Annotated in this window: 18 protein-coding genes; 4 read left to right on the top strand and 14 right to left on the bottom strand. The window is 66.2% G+C overall.

Features of this window, described 5'->3' with window-relative positions; translation table 11 throughout:
- Positions 1 to 68 precede the first annotated feature (68 nt).
- The 8 genes from ACVIJ6_RS07400 to ACVIJ6_RS07365 all read right to left on the bottom strand — a co-directional run bounded on the left by ACVIJ6_RS07400 (position 69) and on the right by ACVIJ6_RS07365 (position 13,234).
- Positions 69 to 3,578 (bottom strand): PAS domain-containing hybrid sensor histidine kinase/response regulator, encoded by a 3,510-nt coding sequence (locus tag ACVIJ6_RS07400; RefSeq protein ID WP_456772153.1) that lies wholly within the window; start codon positions 3,576 to 3,578, stop codon positions 69 to 71.
- A gap of 292 nt (positions 3,579 to 3,870) precedes the next feature.
- Complete coding sequence (hemA, locus tag ACVIJ6_RS07395; RefSeq protein WP_456772152.1) at positions 3,871 to 5,100, bottom strand: 5-aminolevulinate synthase; 1,230 nt, start codon at positions 5,098 to 5,100, stop codon at positions 3,871 to 3,873.
- A 235-nt stretch (positions 5,101 to 5,335) separates the two neighbouring features.
- Entirely contained in the window at positions 5,336 to 5,536 is a 201-nt protein-coding gene (locus tag ACVIJ6_RS07390) for a hypothetical protein (protein WP_012041173.1), read from the bottom strand.
- A gap of 57 nt (positions 5,537 to 5,593) precedes the next feature.
- The gene (locus ACVIJ6_RS07385; protein ID WP_456772151.1) at positions 5,594 to 8,212 is read right to left on the bottom strand and encodes a metallophosphoesterase family protein; all 2,619 of its coding nucleotides are present in this window, start codon (positions 8,210 to 8,212) and stop codon (positions 5,594 to 5,596) included.
- 74 nt (positions 8,213 to 8,286) lie between these two features.
- Complete coding sequence (locus ACVIJ6_RS07380) at positions 8,287 to 9,345, bottom strand: MBL fold metallo-hydrolase (protein ID WP_456772150.1); 1,059 nt, start codon at positions 9,343 to 9,345, stop codon at positions 8,287 to 8,289.
- A gap of 254 nt (positions 9,346 to 9,599) precedes the next feature.
- Complete coding sequence (locus ACVIJ6_RS07375) at positions 9,600 to 11,738, bottom strand: methyl-accepting chemotaxis protein (protein WP_456772149.1); 2,139 nt, start codon at positions 11,736 to 11,738, stop codon at positions 9,600 to 9,602.
- Between the two features lie 236 nt (positions 11,739 to 11,974).
- Positions 11,975 to 12,706 (bottom strand): outer membrane protein, encoded by a 732-nt coding sequence (locus ACVIJ6_RS07370; protein WP_456772148.1) that lies wholly within the window; start codon positions 12,704 to 12,706, stop codon positions 11,975 to 11,977.
- 219 nt (positions 12,707 to 12,925) lie between these two features.
- Positions 12,926 to 13,234 carry a hypothetical protein gene (locus ACVIJ6_RS07365; RefSeq protein WP_012041178.1) on the bottom strand — a complete coding sequence of 103 codons (309 nt, stop codon included), beginning with the start codon at positions 13,232 to 13,234 and terminating at the stop codon, positions 12,926 to 12,928.
- Positions 13,235 to 13,503: 269 nt separating this feature from the next.
- On the opposite strand from ACVIJ6_RS07365, the gene ACVIJ6_RS07360 reads away from it, so the two are divergent.
- Together ACVIJ6_RS07360 and ACVIJ6_RS07355 are read left to right on the top strand one after the other, a co-directional pair.
- Positions 13,504 to 15,219, top strand: coding sequence for a methyl-accepting chemotaxis protein (locus ACVIJ6_RS07360; protein ID WP_456772147.1), 1,716 nt, complete (start codon positions 13,504 to 13,506; stop codon positions 15,217 to 15,219).
- 191 nt (positions 15,220 to 15,410) lie between these two features.
- Complete coding sequence (locus ACVIJ6_RS07355) at positions 15,411 to 17,399, top strand: methyl-accepting chemotaxis protein (protein ID WP_456772146.1); 1,989 nt, start codon at positions 15,411 to 15,413, stop codon at positions 17,397 to 17,399.
- A 72-nt stretch (positions 17,400 to 17,471) separates the two neighbouring features.
- Here the strand turns inward: ACVIJ6_RS07355 and ACVIJ6_RS07350 are convergent, their stop codons facing one another.
- The 3 genes from ACVIJ6_RS07350 to ACVIJ6_RS07340 are packed head-to-tail and all read right to left on the bottom strand — an operon-like array spanning position 17,472 to position 21,279.
- Positions 17,472 to 19,739 (bottom strand): xanthine dehydrogenase family protein molybdopterin-binding subunit, encoded by a 2,268-nt coding sequence (locus tag ACVIJ6_RS07350; RefSeq protein ID WP_456772145.1) that lies wholly within the window; start codon positions 19,737 to 19,739, stop codon positions 17,472 to 17,474.
- Positions 19,736 to 20,788 carry an FAD binding domain-containing protein gene (locus ACVIJ6_RS07345; RefSeq protein ID WP_456772144.1) on the bottom strand — a complete coding sequence of 351 codons (1,053 nt, stop codon included), beginning with the start codon at positions 20,786 to 20,788 and terminating at the stop codon, positions 19,736 to 19,738. The genes ACVIJ6_RS07350 and ACVIJ6_RS07345 overlap by 4 nt, the downstream gene beginning before the upstream one ends.
- Complete coding sequence (locus ACVIJ6_RS07340; RefSeq protein WP_456772143.1) at positions 20,785 to 21,279, bottom strand: (2Fe-2S)-binding protein; 495 nt, start codon at positions 21,277 to 21,279, stop codon at positions 20,785 to 20,787. The genes ACVIJ6_RS07345 and ACVIJ6_RS07340 overlap by 4 nt, the downstream gene beginning before the upstream one ends.
- Positions 21,280 to 21,474: 195 nt before the next feature.
- Between ACVIJ6_RS07340 and ACVIJ6_RS07335 the strand changes: the two genes are divergently transcribed.
- Positions 21,475 to 22,059 (top strand): TetR/AcrR family transcriptional regulator, encoded by a 585-nt coding sequence (locus tag ACVIJ6_RS07335; RefSeq protein WP_456772142.1) that lies wholly within the window; start codon positions 21,475 to 21,477, stop codon positions 22,057 to 22,059.
- Between the two features lie 203 nt (positions 22,060 to 22,262).
- On the opposite strand, the gene ACVIJ6_RS07330 is transcribed toward ACVIJ6_RS07335, so the two are convergent.
- From ACVIJ6_RS07330 to ACVIJ6_RS07320, 3 genes are all read right to left on the bottom strand, one after another.
- Positions 22,263 to 22,775: a hypothetical protein gene (locus tag ACVIJ6_RS07330; RefSeq protein WP_456772141.1), complete on the bottom strand. Its 513-nt coding sequence runs from the start codon at positions 22,773 to 22,775 to the stop codon at positions 22,263 to 22,265.
- Positions 22,762 to 23,055 carry a hypothetical protein gene (locus tag ACVIJ6_RS07325; RefSeq protein ID WP_456772140.1) on the bottom strand — a complete coding sequence of 98 codons (294 nt, stop codon included), beginning with the start codon at positions 23,053 to 23,055 and terminating at the stop codon, positions 22,762 to 22,764. The genes ACVIJ6_RS07330 and ACVIJ6_RS07325 overlap by 14 nt, the downstream gene beginning before the upstream one ends.
- Before the next feature lie 71 nt (positions 23,056 to 23,126).
- Entirely contained in the window at positions 23,127 to 23,828 is a 702-nt protein-coding gene (locus tag ACVIJ6_RS07320; RefSeq protein WP_456772139.1) for an alpha/beta fold hydrolase, read from the bottom strand.
- Between the two features lie 82 nt (positions 23,829 to 23,910).
- Here ACVIJ6_RS07320 and ACVIJ6_RS07315 point away from each other — a divergent pair, with 82 nt between their 5' ends.
- Positions 23,911 to 24,207 carry a hypothetical protein gene (locus tag ACVIJ6_RS07315; RefSeq protein WP_456772138.1) on the top strand — a complete coding sequence of 99 codons (297 nt, stop codon included), beginning with the start codon at positions 23,911 to 23,913 and terminating at the stop codon, positions 24,205 to 24,207.
- The last annotated feature ends 311 nt before the right edge of the window (positions 24,208 to 24,518 follow it).

Raw genomic sequence — 24,518 nt, 5'->3', positions numbered from 1 at the left:
ACTGCAGGCGGTGCTCCTCACCACCAGGGGCGAGATCTCGCTTAGCAACATGGGCCGGCGGGTCGGGTCTATTCCGCCGCCACCATCTGCTGGATCCGCCATTGCCCGAGCAGCGCGCGCAGCGACGCCGGTTTCAGCGGCTTGTTCAGCACGGCGATGTTTTCGTCGCGGGCGGCGGCGCGGACATGGGGGCTGCGGTCGGCGGTGATCAGGATCGCGGGCAGGGCCTCGTCGAAGCGGCGGCGGATGTCGCGGATGGCGGCGATGCCGTTGCCGCGATCGAGGTGATAATCGACCAGGAGACCCGTGATGGCGCCGTTGCGGGCGGCGATGGCCTCGACGGCGGATTCCGGATCAGGGACGGCGATCACCTCGGCGTCCCAGGCGGTGAGCAGGGTGCGCATGCCGTCGAGAATGGCCGGGTCGTTCTCGATGCAGACGATCAGCGCGCCCGAGATCGGCGTCGTTGCCAGCGGCGTGGCGCTGGTGACGGCGGCGGTGTGATTGACCGCCTTGGCGATCGGCACCGTCACCGAGAAGGCCGAGCCGCGGCCGGGCTGCGAGTCCAGCGCAATGCCGTGATTGAGCACGCGCGCGATGCGCTCGACGATCGAAAGGCCGAGGCCGAGGCCGCGGGCGATGCGCGCGCCCTGTTCGAGACGGTGGAATTCCTTGAAGATCTCGCCGCGCTTCACCGGCGGGATGCCGACGCCGGTGTCCCAGACGCCGATCTGCAGCGACGCGCTGCGGCGGCGGCAGCCGACCAGCACGCGGCCCTTGGGCGTGTATTTGATGGCGTTGGAGATGAGATTCTGCAGCAGCCGGCGCAGCAGCAGCCGATCTGATTCCACCGGCAGCGAACACGGCACGAAGGTCAGCGCGAGACCCTTGGCGCGCGCGGCCGGCGCGAATTCGATCTCCAGTGAGCGCATCAGATCGGCCATCTTGAAGCTCGAGACCTGTGGCGTCATCGCGCCGGCATCGAGCCGGGAAATGTCGAGCAGCGCGCCCAGGATTTCCTCGATGGCTTCAAGGGAGTCGTCGATGTTCTCGACCAGGCGCGACTCCTCGCCAGCGGTCTGCCGCTCGACCAGGCTTGTGATGTAGAGCCGCGCGGCATTCAGCGGCTGCAGGATGTCGTGGCTGGCCGCCGCGAGAAAGCGGGTCTTGGAGATGTTGGCATCCTCTGCGGCGCTCTTGGCCAGCGCGAGCTCGGAGTTCAGCCGCGTCAGCTCCTCGGTGCGGTCGCGCACGCGCTTTTCGAGCGTTGCATTGGCGCGCTCCAGTGCCTCGGCGGCTTCGAAGGAGGGCGTCACATCGGTGAAGGTGATGACGAGGCCGCCATCCGGCATGCGGTTGGTGCGGACCTCGATCACCATGTGGCGGTCGGCGAGACGTTCGAGATAGGGTTCGCCCTCGGTGGTGTAGGCGGCGAGCCGGCGTGCCAGCAGCGCCTCGCTGTCCTCATAGGTCGGCGCGCCGATCGTGCCCATGAATTCGAGGATTTCTTTCAAGGGGCTGCCGATCTGCACCAGATGCGGCGGCAGGCCGAGCAGATCGACGAACTGGCCGTTGGAGCAGATCAGCTGCAGATCGGCGTCGAACACGGCGATGCCCTGGCGCACATGGTTGAGCGCGGTCTGCAGGATCTCCCGGTTGAAATGCAGCGCGGCGTGGGAGTCGTCGAGCAGCTTCAGCGCCGCCTTCGCCGACACCGTGCGCTTGCGCAGCAGCAGCGACATCACGAGGCGCGACGACGCCGCGCCGATCGAGGAGGCGATCAGGTGCTCGGCATGGCGCAGCAGTTCGAAATCGGCGGGCGCGGCCGGTTCGAGTGGCAGGTTGCGCTGGGCGGCAAACGCCTCGAACGAGGCCCGGGCGCGGTCGGGGCCGAGATATTGGCCGACCGTGGTCTGGATGTCCTGCACGGTCACGGTGGAGCGCCAGCGCCGGAAGCTCGGCGCGCTGGGCGTCAGCTCGGCCGGCACGAACAGGTCGGCCTGCAACAGCTCGATCGACGACGGCTGCCGGGCCAGCGACAGCACGATGTAGGTGAGCAGGTTGAGCGACAGGCTCCACAGCACGCCATGCAGCAGCGGCGGCAGATCGGTGCCGAGCAGCGCCTGCGGCTTGAGCGCCTCGAGCCCGAACGGACCATGTTGCAAGAACAGGATGCCCGACGTGGAGGTGTCGAGGAAGCTCGGGATGAACAACGTGTACAGCCAGACGGCGAAGCCGGCCAGCATGCCGCCCATCGCGCCGCGCGCGGTGGCGCGCCGCCACAACAGGCCGCCGAAGAAGCTCGGCGCCAGTTGCGCGATCGCGGCAAAGGACAACAGGCCGATCGCGGCGAGCTGGGTCGTGCCGAGCGCGCGGTAGTAGAAATAGGCCATCACCATGATGGCGAAGATCGCGATCCGCCTTGTGCCGAGCAGGAAGCCTGCGAAGTCGCGCCCGATCTCGCGCTGCTCCTGCTGGCGCTGCAGCACCAGCGGCACGACGATGTCGTTGCACACCATGATCGACAGCGCGACGCATTCGACGATCACCATGGCGGTCGCCGCCGACAGGCCGCCGACGAAGACCAGCACCGACAGCCATTGCGAATTGGCCTCGATCGGCAGCGCCAGCACATACATGTCGCTGTCGACGGCGCCGAACGGAAAGGTGATCAGGCCGGCGAGCGCGATCGGGATCACGAACAGATTGATCGCGACGAGATACAGCGGGAACATCCAGCGCGCCCGCGACACTTCGGCGTCGTCGGCATTCTCGACCACGCTGACGTGAAACTGGCGCGGCAGCAGCATCGCGGCGCAGAACGACAGCAGCGTCATGGTCAGGAAGCTGCCGATGCCCGGCACATATTCCAGCGCACGCTCGGCCTCGGGAGACTTCATCGCGCGCTCGATCAGCTCGACCGGCGAGAACATCCAGAAGGTGACGAAGGCGCCTGCCGCGATGAAGGCGATCAGCTTGATGATCGACTCGGTCGCGACCGCCAGCATCAACCCGTGCTGATGCTCGGTGGCGTCGGTCTGGCGGGTGCCGAACAGCACCGCGAAGATCGCCATTGCGAGCGTCACCATCAGCGCCATGTCGCCGACGATCGGGATATGAGCGAAGGCGCGGTCGTCGACCATGATGGTTTCGAGCGACGACGCCACCGCCTTGAGCTGCAGCGCGATATAGGGCACCGAGCCGATGATCGCGATCAGCGCCACCGTCGCCGCCACGGCCTGGCTCTTGCCGTAGCGGGCGCCGATCAGGTCGGCCACCGAGGTGATGTTTTGCGACTTGGCGAGCTGGATCACCCGGCGCAGCAGCGGCGTGCAGGCGCCGACCATCAGGATCGGCCCGAGATATATCGCGAGGAAGTCGACGCTGTTGCGCGAGGCGAAGCCGACCGAGCCGAAGAAGGTCCAGGACGTGCAATAGATGGCGAGCGACAGCGGGTAGATCAGCCCGGCCAATCGCGACGGCCGCCGCTCGCCGGCCCGGTTGCCACGGCTGGCGACCAGGAACAGAAAGCCGATATAGCCGAACGCAGCGGCGATCACGCCCCAGTCATGCAGCATGGCCTTGCGGCCTCCTCAATCGCTCCGCCCCGTGAATTGGGCTGCGAACTTAGCGCTTTGCCGGAGGCGGGGCGATAGCGATGTGACGGGAGAGGCGGGAATGAAGCGGCGTCGTTAAGGGCAGGGCGATCGCAGGCGAGTTTGGGCCCAAGCCTTTCCACGCGTCATGGCCGGGCGCCGTCCCGGCCATCCACGTCTCTCGGAATCCGCGGGACGACGTGGATGCCCGGGACGAGCCCGGGCACGATGAGTCACAGAGTGGCAGGTTCCGCGCCGAGAGGGCTTGTCGGAACTACTCCGCCGCCAGCGGCTTCTTGTGCAGTGCGAGGCCGAGGCGTTCCCAGACCTGCAGCAGGGCTTCGGCGAGGCGGTCGATCAGGCCGTCATCGTGATAGGGCGAGGGCGTGATGCGCAGGCGCTCGGTGCCCTTGGCGACGGTCGGATAGTTGATCGGCTGGATATAGATGCCGTGCTCTTCGAGCAGCAGGTCGGAGGCCTGCTTACACTTCTCGGGATCGCCGACGAACAACGGCACGATATGGGTGTCATTGGCCATGACCGGCAAGCCGGCGGCATTGAGGATCGACTTGACGCGTGCGGCGCGGTCCTGGTGGCGCTCGCGTTCCCAGCTCGACGACTTCAGGTGCCTAATCGCAGCGGTGGCCGCGGAGCAGATCGGTGGCGGCAGCGCGGTTGTGAAGATGAAGCCCGGCGCGTAGGAGCGCACGGCGTCGATGATCTCGCCCTTGGCGGCGATATAGCCGCCGAGGCAGCCGAACGCCTTCGCAAGCGTGCCTTCGAGGATGTCGATGCGGTGCATGACGCCGTCGCGCTCGGCGATGCCGCCGCCGCGTGGGCCGTACATGCCGACCGCATGCACCTCGTCGACATAGGTCATCGCCTTGTAGCGCTCGGCGAGATCGCAGATCGCGGCCAGCGGCGCGACGTCGCCATCCATCGAATACAGGCTCTCGCACGCGATCAGCTTCGGCCGCTCGGGGCCGGCGGCGATCAGGAGCTGCTCGAGATGGGCGAGATCGTTGTGGCGCCAGATCTGGCGCTCGCAGCCGGACTGGCGCACGCCCTCGATCATCGAATTGTGGTTGAGCGCGTCCGACAGGATCAGGCAGTCCGGGATCAGCTTGGCGAGCGTGGCGATGCCGGTCTGGTTGGAGACATAGCCGGAGGTGAACAGCAGCGCCGCTTCCTTGCCGTGGAGATCGGCGAGCTCGGCCTCGAGCTGCACCAGCGGGTGATGCGTTCCGGCGATGTTGCGGGTGCCGCCGGCGCCGGTGCCAACCCGGGTCGCGGTCTCGACCATCGCGCCGACCACCTTCGGATGCTGACCCATGCCGAGATAGTCGTTGGAGCACCAGATCACGACATTGCGCGGACCGCTCGGGGAATGCCAGGTCGCGTGCGGGAACCGGCCGGCGATGCGTTCGAGATCGGCGAAAACCCTGTAGCGACGTTCATCATGCAGACGACCGAGGGCGGCACTGAAGTACTGGCTGTAGTCCATCACGAAACCTGACGTGCTGCGCTGCAGCGCAGCGCCTGGAACGGACCCTCTAAGCGACGGGGTTCTAAAGCCTTCTTAGAGCGTTTCCAGAGCGGCTGTCGAGCCGGAATCCCACGGCAGGAGTTGGGCGATTTGTCCAAGGCCGCGGCGAAGCGGGGCAATGTCGGCCGAACCGCGCTTGCATTGTGGCGACGTTGCGGAGCGGCAATGTTGCGGAGCGGCGCCGGTCGATCCGTCAGCCGCCGCTCTCAGGCTCATCCGCGACCGAAGTCACCGCCGGATGGGCGAGCCGTTCCTGGTAACGCCGGATGTTTGCCACCACCTCGGGTGGCCATTCCCGTCGGGTCAGCTCGGCCGGATCGACGCTGCCGATGCGATCTGCCTCGCCTTCGGTTTCGAAGGCGACGGCTCCGCCGCCAAGATTGAGACGAAACATGGTTTCTCCCGAAAGCCCGTGTATCGATACGCGTCGTGCACCCGCAGCTTACGGCCTTTACGATAGTGGTCTATCCGTTGCGCCGCAAGATGATGACCCCTCCGTCTCGTCGCGCTCGCCGCGCACCGCCCGGATGATCTTGTCTGTCTGCGCCTGCGCCAGCGTGCGCAGCCACAACCGCTGCTTATCGTCCATGTCCTTGATAGAAGAAGCATAGGAGGATGAATCGACGGTAACCACGCCGAGCGTTGCCCAGGGTGGAGGCCGCCGGGCGTCCTCGGTGCCGGTATGATAGACTGGCAAAGCGAGAACGTGGACCGCCTCGTCGTCATCCTCGGCCGGCGGATACGGCACCGGCGTGATCAGCGACTTTGCGACACCTTCGGGGTCGCTGATGACGCCATCATGGCTCCAGGCGATGGTCCGGCGCTGCTGGAAGGCGGCACCGCTGACGCCATCGCCATAGGGGATGCTGAAGCTCCGCGGCAGCTCCTCGTGCCGCGGTCCGGAGCGCCGGCTGAGGACGGGCCTCAGGACAAGCTCCGCGGCGTCGTGGACCATCAGCGCGATCGTCCACTTCTCGTCCCGGCTTACGCGGCCGAGTTTCAGCTCCGTTTCCAGGGTCTGCACCAGAAGGTCGAACTGCCTGATCGCTTCGCGATCGTCAGCCGTCGTGTTCCCCGCATCGATCCGATCGCCCAGATTGAGCAGCGTGCGGTGCCATTCCCGCGTATTGCCTGCGATCGTGCGATTCTCGGGCTCTCCCGGCACCTGCCAGCGCAGCGAATATTGGTAGCCGACCAGCGGGTGCTCGATCACCAGCTTCCATGTCTGCGATGGCGCATCGTAGCTGAGCGCGTGCGCTTCTTCGTGCAACGTGTCGGAGTCGATCTCCAGCCCGGGCGGCGCGCCGGTGGTGTCGTCGAGCTTCGCATCGCCCCACTGATCGATCTCGTAGTTAGGATAACGCGGCGGTCGCCGGCATTCGACGTCGGGCTGCACCTGGCCCAGGCTCCGCGGAAACCGCACCTTCAGGATCAATGTCCGCGCCGGGAAGGTGACGCGCATCCCCACCCATTCGTGGTCGAAGCCTTGCGGACGCGGCTTTCGGGTGCCGCGTTCCAGCCGCTCGACCGCCTCCCATTGCGTCATCATCATGCAGTTGGCGCAGCCATGGCTGAACTCGTAGGGCACCGGCTTGTCGCCCTTCGAGATGCCGCCGCCAGGAAACTTGAGCCAGTAGTAGTCGCATTGCCGGTCGTCTCTCGCGCTCCTCGGATAGTCGGGCGCCGGAACGATCTCAAAACCTGCCTTGGCCGTCTCCGGAGCCAGGGCAAGAGTGTCCTGCACGAAATGGCCGTATGTCGGCAGATACATGACCAGCGGGCGCTTGTCGTAGCGGCCGATATCGCCCTGCACACGCAATCCCTTGATCCGATGGGTCACCCAGAGATCGCCATTCTCGGTGATCTCACAACTCTGCTCGCGCGCCTCGCACTCGATCGGGTGGCGCTCGCGGGCACGAACATGGGCGCGACGCTTCGCGGCCGCGAGCGGCTCCTTGTAGACGCGGTAGTCGGCACCGGCCGTGCCGTCCGGTCGTGGCGACTGGCCAGCACCATAGAACACGCTCTTGACCTCGATCTGGCCGGTCGGCGCAATCCTGATCAGATTGATGCTGTTGTGGTTTGTGTTGTCCGGCGTGGCCATGGCGGCGCTGCCGGCGGAAACCACCGCCATCGGGTAGCCATCGCTCGAATCGTCGCCGAAATCGATGCGGGCAAATTGCGTCTTGTGCCAATGTCCATGCAGGATGAGGTCGAACTGATGATTGGCGAGAATCCGCAGCAAGGCACCGGCATTGCGAAACACCATCATGGGCTCGCCGGTCGTCTTGTGCCCGTTCGGTGCGAAGGCGATCGGCAGGACGTGATGATGCACGATGGCGACGCGCGCCACATAGTTCTCTTTGGCCTGCTGCAGCTTGCTGGGCAGCGCCAGCAGCACGTCATTGTCGACGATGCCGGTCGCCACGCCGAGATTGCCGCCGGACCCGTTCGAGTCGAACATCGCGAGCAGGATCGGTGCCGAACGGGCGACGCGGACCAGCGGAAGCGGCGCTGCTGCAGGCAATAGCCGGGCGAAGTCATCGGCCTGATCCCAGGGCATGATGGCCCGTCCGCCGAACAGGGCCGCGGTTCGTGCCCATGCTCTGCGGGCCCAGCCGGCGTCCTGCGGGCGGGTGCCGGCCGGCAGCCCGAGTGGCTGCGGGCCGAAATCGAGCGCCGCGGTCCTGAGCTTCGCCTGCAGCGCCTGCTCGGCCCGCGCCGTGTTTCCGCCGGAGAATATCCGCTCGAACCAATTCAGCCGCGGCATCCCCATGGCGATGCCGCTTTCGAACACGTCATGGTTGCCGGGCACGACGACCAATTCGGCCTTGCGGCCGCGGCCGTTACCCCAACGCTTGTCCGAGCTTTCCTGGGTTCGCCGCAGCAGTGCGTCGAGCGCTCCCTTGGCGGTCAGCAGATGTTCCGGCGAGGGATCGTCGACGAGGTCGCCCGATACCACGATGATATGGGGATCGAAGTCGACCACGCAGCCGACCACCGCCTGCCACGTGGCCGCGCTGAAATTCAGTCCGAAATGAATGTCTGAAATATGCGCAATATGGATCATGGTCGCTCCACCCGATCATTCTAGTTCGGGTTGAGCGGTGGACGAAAGGGGATCTTCGGTCTGCGCGCCGGGTCTCAGGTCGTCCGGTAGTGCAGCACGCCGTCGATCTCCTGGCTGGTCAGGCGGCCCTCGACCAGCATGTAGTTGACATGGGCGATCAGCTCACCGGCGGCGAAGCCCATCTGGTGCGGGTCGAGCACATGCTTGTGGAACACGACCGGGACCAGCTGTGCCGAGGTCTTGGATTGCTCGCGACAGGCGTCCGCGATCATCCGGCAGCGCTCCTCATGATGGTCGGCAAGCTGCTTGATGCGGGTCTTGAGGCCGTAGAACGGTACGCCATGACCGGGCAGCACCAGCACGTCATAGGGCAGGGTGGTGGTCAGGCTCGCCAGCGACGCCAGATATTCGCCGAGCGAGTTCTGGTCGGGTTCGACCGCCCAGACGCTGACATTGGGCGAGATCTTGCTCAGCACCTGGTCGGCGGAGAGGAACAGCTTGTCGGCGGCGCAATACAGCATGACCTGGTCGAGCGCATGGCCGCCGCCGGTGATGACCTTGAAGCGCCGGCTGCCGATCTGGATCTCGTCGCCATGCGAGATGCGGCGGTAGGACGCCGGCAGCACCGAGACGCGCTGCAGATATTCCTGGCCGCGGCCGAGCAGCTTGTCGGTCAGGGTCTCGTCCATGCCGTGGCGGCGGAAGAACAGCCGCTGCGCGTTGCGGCGCTCCTCTGTGCCACGATTCTGGTGGTAGACCGACTGCAGATATTCGACCTGCGACATCACCAGCGGACAGGCGAAGCGCTCGACGATCCAGCCCGCGAGCCCGACATGGTCGGGATGCGAATGAGTGACGATCAGCCGGCTGATCTTCACATGCTTCAGTGGACCGTCGAGCAGCCGCGTCCAGGCGGCGATCGATTCCTCATTGCCGAAGCCGGAATCCACCGCCACCCAACTGTCGCCGTCGGCAAGCAGATAGATGTTCACATGGTTGAGGCGGAACGGCAGCTTCAGCCGCAGCCACAATACGCCGGGCGCGACCTCCACGACCTGATCCTCTCCGGGATGCTGCTCCCAGGGATATCGCAGGGCCTCGGCGGAGGAATGAACAGTTTCGGTCTTGGTCATGCTCATCGATTAACGGCCGCCGCGGGCGAGCGCCAGCCGAAAAACGCCGTGGACATGGCATGGCTGGACGGCATTCCGGGGTGCGGCAGGCGCGGGCCTCATGGTTCGAGACGGCGCTGCGCGCCTCCTCACCATGAGGGGTGAGCTTTTCAGCTTTGATCCCAAGGTCTGCTGGCGACAGAACGACTTTCTCTTCCTCACCCTGAGGAGCCCGCCAGAGGCGGGCGTCTCGAAGGGCGAGGCCCGGGTGGCGCCTACGCCGCCCTGATGTTGGTCAGGAACGCGTCGACCTCGGCGCGCAAGGTGTCGGCCTCGCGGCGCAGCGCCTCCGAGGCGCTCAACACCTCGTTGGCGGAGGTTCCGGCCTGGGCGGAAGCGCTGGAGACGCCGGTGATGTTGTTGGACACCTCGCTGGTGCCGGAGGCCGCCTGCTGGATGTTGCGGGCGATCTCGCGGGTCGCGGTGCCCTGTTCCTCCACGGCGGCGGCAATGGCGGTGGTGACGTTGTCGATCTCGGCGATGGTCTCGCCGATGTTGCGGATCGCCGACACGGCGGTCGAGGCGACCTGCTGCATTCCCGCGATCTGGGTGCGGATCTCGTCGGTGGCCTTGGCGGTCTGGCTGGCCAGGCTCTTCACCTCCTGGGCGACCACGGCGAAGCCGCGGCCGGCCTCGCCGGCGCGTGCCGCCTCGATGGTGGCGTTGAGGGCCAGCAAGTTGGTCTGCGAGGCGATCGCCTGGATCAGGTCGACGACGACGCTGACGCGGCTCGCATTGTCGGCGAGTCCCTGCATCGTCGAGTCGGTGGCGCCCGCTTCCTCCACCGCCTTCTTGGCGATCTGGGCCGAGGTCACGACCTGGCGGCCGATCTCCGCGATCGACGACGACAGCTGCTCGGTGCCGGCCGAAACGGTCTGCACATTGACCGAGGTCTCCTCGGCGGCAGCCGCGACCGCGTTGACCAGTGAATTGGACTGATCGGCGGTCTGCGACATGCTCTGCGCCGTCGTCTGCATCGCGGTGGCGGAGCTCTGCAGATTGGCCAGCGCGCTGCGCACCATCGCCTCGAACTCGGCGATCCGGGCCTCCATGCGTGTGGCGCGTTCGGCCTTGGCGGCATTCTCGCGATCCTGCTCGGCGGCGAGGGTGCGGGCACGCACCATGTTTTCGCGGAACACCTGCAACGTATCGACCATCGCGCCGATCTCGTCGTGCTGCTTCGAGGCCTGGATCTCGGTATCGAGGTCGCCGCTCGACAGCAGCTGCATCGCCTGCTGCAGCCGCTTGATCCGGCGCAGGATGTTGCCGCCGACATACAGCCAGACGAACAGGACCGACCCGAGCAGGGTGGCGGCGCCGGCTGCGGCCATGCCGAGCGTCGCCAGCTCGATGTCGCGGCCCGCCGTGCTGGTGGCGCCTTCCGTCGATTTGCGAACGCCTTCGACCAGCTGCTGCACGCTGATCTCGAGACCGACATTGAGCTTGCGGGTCTCCTCCAGCACGGTCTGGCCGTAGTCGTTGGAATCGAGCTCCTTCTCGCGCGTCTTGAACACGCGGCCCTTGCCCTCGCCGAGCGCTGCGAGCTTCAGCGCAGCGTCCTGGATCGCCTTGGTGCCCCGGCCGCTCGGCAGCAATTCGAGATTCGACTTCAACTGGGCCAGTGCGTCCTTGAACTGCCGTTCGATGGCCTCAAGTGTCTCGCTGTCATTGGCCGAGAGCGCCGCTGCCATCTGCGCCACGATCAAATTGCCGGAGGCGGTGACGTTGCCGAGTTGCTCGACGAACCGCGCTGCCGCTGTGGCGTCGTCTGCCGAGACGTCTGCCGCACCGAGCACGGCGTTGAGCTGGGTCTGGGCGTCGAGCATCGGCTCGTTCGCCGCCTTGGTGAATTCCTCCTGCGCCTTGCGCAACGCATCGTATTGCTGGTTGTGGGTCGCAGCGACGGTCAGGCGCTCGCGTGCGGCGGACACCAGGCTCTGATTGGCTTCGTTGATGTTCTTGATGGTTTCGGCCAGCGGGGCGACCACGCTCTTGTCCGCGCCGAGCGCGCTGATCTCGGCGAGGCGCTGCTGGGTGACCTTCTGGATCTCCTGCATCTTCTTCAACCGATCGTTGAGCGCGTCCTCGCTCTGCGATCCCAGCAGCGCGGGGCCAAGGCTGGCAAGGCTGGAGCTCTGTGCGAGCAGCTGCAGGCTGGAGGTCAGGCGCGGAATATCGCGGCTCGACAGCTCGACCATGGTGCCGCCGATATGACGCAGCATCAGGCCGGCTGCGATGCTGATGGCGATCGCCATGCCGGCGATGACGGCGAAGGCTGCGAACAGACTGCCGCGGACGCCCCATCTGGGTCGCAGACGACCAAGCGCAGTGCTGAAGCTGAAACGACCTGCCATCTCCGGTTCCCCCGCCACGTGCTACTTTGAGCTGAACTTTGCGGGCAGTATCGCGGCTGGCAGTTAACAAATCCGGGAAATCACCCGGTTCCCGTCGAAAATATGTGCATTTTTGCATTTCGTCGCGCGGGAATTAACGGTGTGGCAAGGGTTATTAGTTTCATGCCGATGGTCCTCAAGCAAAAGGGCCGGCATCGCTGCCGGCCCTTTCTTTATTGTTGTTAGACGCCTTGATCTCAGTAGCGGCTGGCGACTGGAGCACCCCAGTTGAAGCGATAGTTCACGCCGGCCTTGAAGGTGTGGTCGTCGGTGGTGAAGCTGCCGGTCGGCACCAGTCCGGCGGGCGCCGTGAAGGTGGCGCTGCCGAAATTGTAGTACTGATACTCGGCCTTGGCGGACCAGCTCGGTGCGAACATGTATTCGATGCCGGCGCCGACGGTCCAGCCGTTGCGGTGGTCGCCATTGGTGGCGAAGCCGATCTGATTGCCGGCGAACGTCACCTTCTCGTTGTTGTCCGAATAGGCGTAGCCGCCTTTCACATAGAGCAGGCCCGGTCCCCATGTGTAGCCGAAGCGGCCGGTGATCGAGCCGAGGCCGCGCTGGCTGTTGGTGTAGACGAAGCCGCCAGGGAAGGCCGCGCCGACACTGCCGCTCAGCCAGCTATACTGGCCTTCGGCGCCGATCACCCAGGTCGGTGCGAACTGCCAGTCCGCGCCCACCTGCACGCCGCCCAGGAAGCGGCCGTTCGAATTGTTGCCGGTGGCGAGGCCAGAGAAATTGTTGTCGCTGGAGAAGGCGCCGCCGAGATGCGCGCCGAGATAGAAGCCGGTCCAGTTATAGATCGGCGCGACATAGGCCGGTGCCTTGGTGGCGTAGGGATAGGAGCGGGCGCCGAGATCGGCGGCAAAGGCGGACTGGGCCGAGGCCAGCGCGGCGAGCGCAACGGTTGCGAACAGGATCTTCTTCATGGCGGTCTCCAACACTCAACTAACAAGGCTCGCGCTTTGCGCGCCGTCGATGGGTTGGAGATAGATCAAATTTGAATCAAATGCTGTCGCTCGCGCAGCACAGTGCCTTCCAACCCACCCTATTCGCGATCCAACATCTTGGCGTAGTTAGCAAAGCCCTAACGAAGGCCGCGGCAAGAAAGGACGATGCGCAGATCTGTGCCGCTGCGGCACAACGGGTTAAGACCCGTTAAGAGCCTGCTGCAGCGTGGCGACCGCATCCTCGAGTTGGCGGCGATGAACGTCGTCCTTGGGAAGCGCTCCGATGCCGGCGGCCATATCGGTGAGGATCGCCGCGAGCAGCCCGTAGTTCAGGTGCATGTGGATCGACTTGCGGACGTCCTCCGCTCCCGGCCGCTCCAGGGTCAGCGCCAATCCGGTCGGTTCGAGATGGGCTTCGAAACGTGACGACCGTTCGAACGTGCCGGCATAGAATTTGTCGGGGTATTCGAGCGCGATCTCGGCTTTGTCCGGAATGGGCTTCGACATGGGATCTCCTGGAGGCTCCTGCGGATCTCGGATAGATGCTCGCAGATGCCTGTCGGCGCCTTGCGCCAGGTCAGAGATCTGCAATCGCAGGCTGCGATTCCCGTAGTATCGCGAGTTTGTACGGAACCTATTATTTACCATAAATTAGAGTGGGTTCCGTATGGTGCGGCCGACTTGATGCGCCGCAGCATGAGCTGCCTGTGCGCCCACTCACCGCACGGCGCCCCGGGCGCGGCGGCACATCTCTTTGCACAAAGGATACGCCCTCGATGAAAACGCGGCTCTCGATCTCTGCGCTGATCCTGGCCTTTGGCTTGATCGTGGCCGTCGGATTGGGTGCGGTGGTCGCCACCGCCATCTACGCGGTCCAGGAGCTGAAGGTCGGCGGGCCGATTTATCACAGCATCAGGCTCGGGAACGACCTCGTCGCCGACATCCTGCCGCCGCCGGAATATGTGATCGAGTCCTATCTGGAGGCGACGCTGGCTGTGCTCGATCCGAGCACGCTGGACGCGCGGGCCTCGCGGCTGGCGACGCTCAAGAAGGAGTATCAGGGACGCCGGGCGTTCTGGAGCGGCTCGGGGCTGGAGCCTGGGCTGCGGGCCGAGCTTGTGGAGCGGTCCGATGCCGAAGTCAGCAAGTTCTGGCAGGTGCTGGAGGTCGAGCTGATGCCGGCGCTGCGCAGTGGCGACATGGCGGCTGCGAAGCTCGCCTATCAGCGTCTGACCGCGGCGTATTCCGGCCATCGGGCCGTGATCGACGGCATCGTCGAGCGGGCCAATAAGATGATCGCGGCGATGGAGGCGACGGCGGCGAGCCGCGACAGCGGGATCATGTGGTTTGGTGGGGTGCTATCGGCCCTGGTCTTTGCGGTCGTTGGCGCGGGCCTGTTCGGCCTGATCAATGGTGTGGTCCGCCCGCTGGCTCGCATGACGCGCACGATGCGCCAGCTGTCGGGCGGCGACCTTGCGGCCGCGATTCCGTATGCCGACCGCGGTGACGAGATCGGCGCGATGGCGCGGGCGCTCGATGTCTTCAAGACCAACGCGCTGGAAAAGGACCGGCTGCAGAAGCAGGATATCGACCGGAGTGAGGCTGATAGGGAGAAGCAGCGCGCTCTCATTACCATGGCGGAGGCGATCAAGCGCGAGACCAGCACGTCGGTGAACGCTGCGGCCGGTGCTTCGCGCGATGTGGAATCGGCCGCCGGCGGACTGTCCGGCCTGGCCCACGAACTTTCGGCCGATGCGAACGCGGTGGCTTCGGCCTCGGAGCTGTCGCTGTCCAGCGCGCATGTGGTTGCCACCGCCGCCGAACAGTTGAGCTCGGCCATATCCGGAATCGCGGGCCAGGTTGCGCGCGCGACGACGATCACCAAGATGGCCGTGACTGGTCGCGAGAAGGCGACGAGCACGATCCAATCGCTCTCGAAGGCCGTCGACAAGATCGCCGAGGTGTCCAACCTGATCGGCGGGATCGCGCAGCAGACCAATCTGCTCGCGCTCAACGCGACCATTGAGGCGGCGCGTGCCGGCGACGCGGGACGCGGCTTCGCGGTTGTCGCGGCGGAGGTCAAATCGCTCTCCGACCAGACCGCCAAATCGACCGAGGAGATCTCGCGCCTGATCTCGGAGGTGCAGAGCGCCACCAATGCGACGGTCGAGGCCGTCGAGGGCATCGGCGGCCAGATCTCGGAGATCGACGTCGTCGCGGCCTCGGTCGCAGCCGCGATGCATCAGCAGCGCGCGGCGACCGGCGAGATCAGCCGCTCGGTGGCGGCGTCCGCAGCGGCGGTCAAGGACGTCTCGACCAAGATCGCCAATGTCGGTCGTGGCGCTCAGGCCGTGAACGATCGCGCCGTCCAGGTTCGTACTGCGATCGCGCAAGTCGTCTCGACCATGTCGTCATTGCAGTCGGCGTTGACCAACGTGGTCGGCACCGCCACAGCCAACTCCGCCGCGTCCGCAACCATGCGGGGCCGTTGACCGGCGCAGGGCCGCATTCCTACGGGGCTGAAAATTTACTTCCGTTGAGCGATCGCTCTGCAGGCTGTTCGCATACTCGGCAGGCGCCGGCCGTTCCGGACCGACCATTCGCGGTGATCGCGCCGGGGGCGGTGGGAACGGACCGGCCGCGTGTGTCGTCCGGATCCCCCAACGGAAATGTGTCGCTCGACATGAAGATGCGCCTCTCCATCTCCGCCGTCATTGCTGCGTTCGGTCTCGTGCTCGCCATCGGCTTCGGGGCGGTCGTTCTGACCAGCGCCTATGCCTTGCGGGAGCTGAAGGTCGGCGGCCCGCTCTATGACAAGATCAAACTCGGCAATGATCTCGTTGCCGACATCCTGCCGCCGCCCGAATATGTGCTCGAGGCCTATCTCGAGGCGACATTGGCGCTGCGCAATTCCAAGAATGTGGAGGCGCATGCGAAGAGGTTGGCGCAGCTGAAGAAGGACTATGAGGATCGCAAGGCCTTCTGGACCGGCTCGGCGCTGGAGCCCGAGCTGAAGTCGCTGCTGGTCGAGCGGTCCGACGGCGAGGTCCGGAAGTTCTGGCAGACGGCGGAAGCCGAGCTGATCCCGGCGCTGCGCGCCGGCGACATGGTCAAGGCGGATGCCGCCTATGGCCGCCTGAGCGATGCCTATATGGCGCATCGCGCCTTGATCGATCGTCTCGTCGAGAAGGCCAATAAGCTCAATTCGGACATGGAGGCCGCCGCGGCAGCCCAAGATCGCAGCATCTCCGCGGTGGTCTGGAGCGTCGCCGGCATCGTGCTGATCCTGGTCGTTGCCGGCATATCGGGGTTGGTGATCGGCGTGGTTCGTCCGCTCGCGCGGATGACCGGCCTGATGCGACGCATTGCCCAGGGCGAATTGTCCGCCGACATTGCCTATTCCGAACGCGGCGACGAGATCGGCGCCATGGCCCGTGCGCTCGCGGTGTTCAAGACCAATGCGCAGGAGAATGCGAGCCTGCGCGACCGTCAGGGGCGCGACCGCGAGGAGGCCGCCCGGTTGAAGAAGAAGGCGATGCTCGACATGGCCGATGTGATCGAGCGCGAGACCAGCACGTCGGTCGAGGCGGCGGCAGGCGCCTCGCGCCAGGTCGAGGCGGTGGCCAGCGGCCTGTCCGAACTTGCGCATGAATTGTCCGCCGATGCCCAGTCCGTCGCCGCGGCGTCGGAACAGTCGCTGACCAATGCACAGACAGTGTCCTCGGCGGCCGAGCAGCTGAGCTCGGCGATCCGCGAGATCTCCAGTCAGGTCGCGCGCGCCAGCGCCATCACCAAATCGGCGGTGACGGGGCGCGAGAAGGCCAAGACCACCATCGCCTCGCTGTCGCAGGCGGTGGTCAAGATCGCCGAGGTCTCCAACCTGATCGGCGGCATCGCCGAGCAGACCAACCTGCTGGCGCTCAACGCCACCATCGAAGCCGCGCGCGCCGGAGATGCCGGCCGCGGCTTCGCCGTGGTGGCGGCCGAGGTCAAGTCGCTGTCGGATCAGACGGCCAAATCGACCGAGGAGATCTCGCGCCTGATCGGCGAGGTACAGACCACGACGCAGGCGACCGTGGATGTGGTCGAAGGCATCGGCAGCCAGATTTCGGAGATCGACGAAGTCGCCGCCTCGATTGCGGCCGCCATGGAGCAGCAGCACGCGGCCACGCAGGAGATCAGCCGGTCGGTCGGCTCTTCGGCTGACGCGGCGCGTGATGTCTCGGCCAAGATCGGCAATGTCGGCAAGGACGCCGGCATGGTCAATGATCGGGCAGCCGAGGTGCGCGGCGCGATCGGCGAGGTGGCATCGAGCCTGACAGCGCTGCGGGCGACGCTGGTGAAGCTGGTCAGGACGACGACCAACGAAGCCGACCGCCGCCGCTCGCCACGGCTGAGATCGAACCTGCCGATCAAGGTGGTCGATGACCGCAAGGGCCCGCTGAAGGCCGATCTGGTGGATATTTCCGAGGGCGGCGCCTGGTTCCGTCTCGAGCCTGAGCCGGGCATCGGTGATCGCGGCACCATGGAGTTCAGCGGCTTCGCCGGCAGCGTGGCGTATTCGGTTCGTGCCAGGGACAACGACGCCCTGCATGTCGAGTTCAATCCCGGGGCCAATCGTGACGCTTTTCTCGACTGGTTCAGACGGTCGGTCACGCGACAGGCGGCATGAGCCGATCGCATTATCTTTTTGAGCATGGGATGCGCGCTCGCGAGCGGAGGGCGCATCCCACGCTGTCGCATGTCAGCTCACCGGTGGCACCAGGTCGCTGATCCGCACCGGGAAGCGTCGGACCCGAATGCCGGTGGCATGCGCCACCGCATTGGCGACGGCGCCCGCCGAGCCGGTGATGCCGATTTCGCCGACCCCCTTGATGCCCAGCGGGTTCACGAACGGATCGTGCTCGTCGACCGTGAACGCCTCGATCGCGGGGATGTCGGCATTCACCGGCACATGATATTCGCCGAGATTGGCGTTCATGATCCGCCCCGAGCGGCGATCGATGATCGCCTCCTCGTGCAGCGCCAGCGAGACCCCCCAGATCATGCCGCCGACGAGCTGGCTCCGCACCAGCTTCGGATTGATGATCCTCCCGGCGGCGAAGGCGCCGACCATGCGGGTGACGCGCACCTGACCGAGATCGGGATCGACCTTCACCTCCGCGAACACAGCGCCATGCGAATGCATTGCGTAGTGCTCGTTCGCAGCCGGGTCCGGCACGCCCGCGCCGGAGCCCTCGACCTCGTCGAGGCCGGCGCGCGCGAGGATCTCGGCATAGCTCTCGCCGCGCCCCTCATCGTCGCGCCGGAGCAGCCGGCCATCGCGCGCGATCACGCCGGCATTGCCGGCGCCAAACAGCGGCGAGCGCTGGTCGGAGGTGGCGAGCTCGGCGAGCTTGGCGATCACGGCCGCGCCGGCATTGTGGATTGCGGTGCCGACGGTCGCGGTGTGGGCCGAGCCGCCGGCGATGCCGGCATCGGGCAGGTCGGAGCTGCCGGCCTTGAACGTCACCTGCTCGAGATCGAGCGCAAGCGCGTCGGCGGCGATCTGCGCGAAGGCGGTCCAGGCGCCCTGGCCCATGTCATGCGCGCCGCTCTCCACCACGCCGGTGCCGTCGCGCCGGATCACCGCGCGGGCCTGGCCGGCGAACATCAGCGCATGGAACGTGGCCGTGCCCATGCCCCAGCCAACCAGGAAACCGTCCTTGTCGCGCATCGTCCGCGGCTTCAGCGGCCGCTCCCACCAGCCGAACCGCTCCGCGCCCTGTGTGTAACATTCGCGCAGCGCCTTGGACGAGAACGGCTTGCCGGTGGCGGGCTCGACCTCGGCGTAGTTCTTGACGCGGAACGCCAGCGGATCGAGGCCGCAGGCCTCGGCCATCTCGTCCACCGCGCTCTCCAGCGCGATCGATCCCGGCGCAATGCCCGGCGCGCGCACGAACAGCGGCGTGCCGGTGTCCATGCGCACCGCGTCATAGGTGGTGCTGATCGCCGGCGCGGCATAGAGCGTGTGCGTCACATGTGCCGCCGCCTCGTAGAAATCTTCGAAGCTCGAAGTTGCGATCCGGGCATGATGATGGATGGCCGAGAGCTGTCCGGCCGCAGTCGCGCCGAGCCTCAGCGTCTGCCGCGTCGGGGAACGATGGCCGAACGGGCCGTAGAGCTGCTCGCGGCGCGCCACCAGCTTGACCGGACGGTCCACCAATTTGGCGGCGAGGATACCGAGCACCTGCGCTCCGGCCATCAGGCCCTTGCCGCCGAAGCCGCCGCCGAGATAGGGGCTGCGGATCAAGATGTTCTCGGGCGGGATGCCGAACAGCCCGGCGATGCGCGCGCGCATCATCACCAGGCCCTGGGTCGGCGTGTCGATGATCAGGCGATCGCCCTGCCATTCCGCGACGATCGCATGCGGCTCCATCGCATTGTGATAATGCGCCGGGGTCTCATAGGTCGCCGTGATCTGCTTGTCGCTGCCGGCGAGCGCGGCGGCGGTGTCGCCATGATGGCTCTCGGCTGGAAAGCCCATGCCGACGACGGGCGGCACATAGGCCTCGCCGGCGTCGAGCCCGATCCGCGCCGGCTCGGCCTCATAGCGCGGCGCCAGCAGCGCGGCGCCTTCGGTGGCCGCTTCGAGGCTCTCGGCGACCACCACCGCGATCGGCTGGTTGGCGTAGCGGACGCGATCGTTCTGCAGCGCTTCGAAGCGGAACGCGAACGGGTTCGGCTTGCCGTCGGGATCGGCCTGCAGCGGCGGCCGGTTGGCTGAGGTCATCACCGCGACCACGCCGGGATGCGCCTTGGCGGCGTCGACATCGAGGGACACGACCCGGCCGCGCGCAATGCTGGAGACGGCGAGCACCGCGTAAAGCAGGCCGGACGGATTGTTGTCGGCGGCATAGCGCGCGCGGCCGGTGACCTTCGCCAGGCCGTCTACGCGCGACAGCGGCTGGCCGATCGTGGAGCCGTGACGGAGATGGGCGGGATCGCGGGAGAGATTGAGCTCAGGCGTCATTGATGCACTCCTGGAACGGAGGAGAAGGGAGAGGCCGGCAGCGCCGGCATGCGCGATGGCGTGCCCTGTGCTGCGGCGGCCAGCGCGCGCACGATCAGGCTGCGCGCGAGCGGGATCTTGTGGGCGTTGTCCCCGGACGGCCTGGCGTCGCGCAGCGCCGCCTCGGCGGCGTGCTGGAACGCCGGTGGACCGGCCGGCTGTCCTGCGAGCAGTGCCTCCGCTTCGCGCGCGCGCCACGGCTTGGCGGCGACGCCGCCGAGCGCGAGACGCGCGTGCCTGATCGTGCCGTTCTCGATCACGAGGCCAGCGGCGGCGGAGACGACCGCGAAGGCGTAGGAGTTGCGCTCGCGCACTTTCAGATAGCGCGCGTGCCCGGCGAAGGCGCGTGCGGCTGCGGGCAGCCGGATCGCAACGATGATCGCGCCGGGGTCAAGCACCGTCTCGCGCTCCGGCGTGGCGCCAGGCAACAGATGCAGCGCCTCGAGCGCGACCTCGCGCCAGCCAGCCGGGCCTTGGATCTCGACCACCGCATCGAAGGCGGCGAGCGGTACGCAGAAGTCGGAGGGATTGGTCGCGATGCAGGCCTCGCTCCAGCCGAGCACGGCGTGTTGCTGATTGTCGCCCTCCCGCGCGTCGCAGCCGGCGCCGGGTGTGCGCTTGTTGCAGGCCGATGCCGGATCATAGAAATACGCGCAGCGCGTCCGCTGCAGCAGATTGCCGCCGACGGTCGCGGCGTTGCGCAGCTGCGCCGAGGCGCCCGACAGCAGCGCTTCCGCCACTGCCGGAAAGTCGCGCGCGAAGTGCGCGTCATGAGCGAGATCGGAATTGCGCACCAGCGCGCCGATCCTGACATCGCCATTGCCGAGCGTCTCGATCCGCTTCAACTCGGCGATCTGCGAGAGGTCGACCAGCCGTGCCGGCCTGACGAGATTGCCCTTCATTAAATCGAGCAGGTTGGTGCCGGAGGCGAGATAGGCCGCACCGGGCGTGCTGGCGGCCGCGATGGCTTCGGCGACGCTCGCCGGCTTCACATAATCGAACCGGTTCATGCCGCGCGCTCCGTCTTGCCCGTGAGCTTGTCCTGCGCATCGAGCACCGCCTCGACGATCCCCACATAGGCGCTGCAGCGGCACAGATTGCCGCTCATGCCTTCGCGCACGCGGTCCGGATCATCGCCGGCGTGGCCCTCGCTGATCAGGCCGACGGCGCTCATGATCTGGCCGGGCGTGCAGAAGCCGCATTGCAGGGCGTCATGGGCGATGAAGGCCTCCTGCACCGGGTGCAGCTGGTCGCCCTGCGCCAGGCCTTCGATGGTGGTGATCGCAGCGCCGTCCAGACTGACGGCGAGGGTCAGGCAGGAATTGATGCGGCGGCCGTCGACCAGGACGGTGCAGGCGCCGCACTGGCCGCGGTCGCAGCCCTTCTTGGTGCCGGTGAGGTGGAGGCGCTCGCGCAGCAGGTCGAGCAGGGTGACGCGGGGGTCGTCGAGCGCAAGCGTTCGCGGCTCACCGTTGATGGTGAGTCTGACAGTCCAATTCATGCGTTGTTCCGATCGAAGCGATGGCCTAATCGGATCGCAGCGGAACCCGCCTTACGGGCGGGTTCCGTCCAGATCCAGCGACCGCGGGACGACAGCTGAGGAAGGTCGGCTGTCCCGGGTGGCAGTTCGAGTTATACGGAGGATGCCTCCGTTTAGCAAGGGGACATGAACAGTCCGTCATCAAGAGCTGGTGAGATGGAGCCGAAACCACAAGAGCGCAGCCGCAAGCCGCGCGCCGATGCCCAGCGCAATCGCGAGCGCGTACTGGAGGCGGCCAAGGCGGTGTTCAGCGTCGGCGGCGCCGAGGCGAGCCTGGAGGCCGTGGCGCGCCAGGCCGGCGTCGGCATCGGCACGCTGTATCGGCATTTCCCCACCCGCGAGGACCTGTTCGAGGCGGTGTATCGCCGCGAGGTCGAGCAGCTCTCGGAGCTGGCCGAGGCGCTGAAGAGCGAGCCGTCGCCGGTCGAGGCGCTCCGGCGCTGGCTGCGCTCGACGGTGCAGTTCGTCGCCACCAAGAAGGGCATGATGGCGGCGCTGGCGATCGTGATGAACGCCAATTCCGATCTCGCCGCTTATTCGCACGGCCATCTCACCCGCGCGATCGGCGCGCTGCTGGCGCGCGCGGTCGACGCCGGTGAGGTGCGTTCCGACGTCACCGCCGACGATCTGCTCCGCGCCCTGATCGGCATGTGCTACATGCACGACCAGACCGGCTGGCAGCAGAGCGTGCTGCGGCTGCTGGATGTGTTCGTGGACGGGTTGAGGGTGACGAAGGCATAGAAGGCATAGGGCTGCCGTTGGGCTTTGCTTGCGGACGACCCTGTGTCCGATCGACGCCTCGACGCTATGCCGCTGACCCCTGCGCCGCACAATCCTCGTGATACGCTCTTACGGTCCAGACCGGTGGCTCGTGGCGGCGCGTCGATCCGGAGAGCAAGTCAGATCAATTATACTGCGGCGCAGTCGTAGCCGATCGTCGTCGATCAGGTCGCCCGTGGCGGAAACAGCAACAGCGTCAGAAACGCCTCGCGGGAGGGCTTTGCGGCCGCCTCGAATCCCGTGAGCGCGGCCCGCGCGGCTGCGATTGCCAACTGCGCGTCCAGGCTCCTCATTCGGATCATCGGATTATAATCGGCTTCGTGTCGCTTCTCTTGTAGCTCGAGGGCGGCAACGGCGAAGGCTGTGATCTGCGCGCCGAACCCGCCCGACGGCTCATACGGGAGATAACGTGACGATCTGCTTGATTTCTTCACCTCTTCGCAAAGCACGCGCAGGCCGCGATGGTCCACGGTTCGATAAACCAGCGCGTATAGATTGGTCGTACGTTTGCTCGCGCCGATGAACTGGTCCGCTGCCGCGGTCAGTGTTGCGTGAAACAACCCATAATAGGCGGCGGAGATCGCGCGCCGGATGTTGACTTGCCGCGGAGGGCCGACCGTCGGCAGAATAAGTTGCTCGGCCTGCCCGAAGAGGTGCTCTGGACTAAGAATCGCCACCTGCGATGGCCTCGTCTTCGGTGGTGTATTCGAGCAGCGGAAACCGGTCCTCGCCGGCCGCTTGCAGGCGCTCCTGAATTTGCACGAGCGTGTCGAGGACTGCTTCACCCGCGATCTTGGCATCAACAACGGGGCGCAGCACGATCGTGATCCGCAAGGCATCGGAGCCTGCGGAATCAACGCGCGATGCCGCTGTCACATCGGCGATGGCAGCCGAACTGCTGAGGTTGGCCGCGGCAACCTCGCGAGCAATCTTCGCAATCTGCAAATTATCCAGCATGCCAACATCATAGTTGCAACATGCTGAAAATGCCAGCGGTTGCGGCTGGCGGCGTCGGCAGTTGGAACCGTCTATCCTCTCAGCCACTCCACCAGCGCCTGCGCCGTCTCCTCCGGCTGCTCGGGTTGCGGCAGGTGACCGCAATTGTCGAGCACGACCAGCCAGCTGCCGCTGATGCCGTCGGCCATCTCCTTCGACAGGCTGTTCGGAATGGTGTTGTCGGTGTCGGCGGTCAGCACCAGGGTCGGGCAGCGGATCGCGGTCAAGGTCGGTCGCGAGTCCGGACGCGACATGATGGCGGTCAGCTGCCGGATGAAGCCGATGACGCCGACCTCCTCGGCCATGTCGTGCACCAGCTGGCGCAGCCGCGTATCGTCCTGGCGCGACGGATGCACGAAGCCTGCGAACAGCTCGTCGACGACGCCGTGATAATCGCCATCCTTGGCGCGCGTGATCATGGTGCGGCGGCGGGCGCTCGCCTCCGGCGTATCGGGCCGCGCCTGGGTGTTGATCAAAGCCAGCCTGGCGACCCGCTCCGGGGCCTGGCGCATGATCTCGAAGGCGATGTAGCCGCCCATCGAGTGACCGGCGAGTGCGAAGCGCGGCGGCGCCTCGGCGAGGATGCGGCGTGCGATCGCGGCCATGCTGTCATCGCGGATGTGATTGGCCACCATCACCGGCCCGAGCCGCCACAGCGCCGGGATGACCGGCGCATAGATCCGCGGCGAGGAGATCAGTCCGGGCACCAGCACGAGCGGCAGCGTTTCAGCCATGGCTTTTCCCCTGGAGCGGCATGACCCTCGTCAACTAGGGTGTCTTCTGTCCGACGTGCCATTTACGCGCGAGATGCTGTCGATGTCCAACGAAGTTGTTCGCTTCGAGCTTCGCCGCCAAAGCGACGATCTGGTCTACAGCTTCGTTCGCGCCACCCGTCCGGACGGCAGCAGCGGCTTCAAGCGCGCTGATGGTGACTATTGGATCGTGTGGAAGCCGGACTGGGGCTGGGTCGCATGGGACGAGCCGTCCCATTCCTGTATGGGCCGGCCCTGGAACGTGCTGCCGGCGCAGCAGGGTACGGCGCCGCCGGAAGGGGACTGGGTGAGCCGCAAAGGCGCGAAGTCATACGTCTATAGCCTGGTGCATCTGGACTGAGAGATCGGCGTGCTGTCCTGCGCCTTGAGATCGTGCGCGCCGATGCATGCTCTCAAAGAGAGTGGGTGATCGTCAGTTGCACGCTGCGTGGAGGGCGGCCGCGTGGCTCGCGGCTTTCTGGTGGCGTCGACCGCATTCGCTTGCGGCCCGACGCATCTGATGACTCCCACGTCGGACGCAGCCTTCTGATGATCAGCGTCATATTACCTGCGGATCGACGGCAATCGTGGCAATCGGGTCCGCGCGTCACGACAATATCACGTTCATGGCGGACGGCCTGCAGCAGCGCTTGCGGCAGCGTCCGATTTATT

Source organism: Bradyrhizobium sp. USDA 4369 (assembly GCF_054056435.1).
Note: the sequence above shows the minus strand (reverse complement) of the source record. Positions and strands in the feature narration are given on the sequence as shown.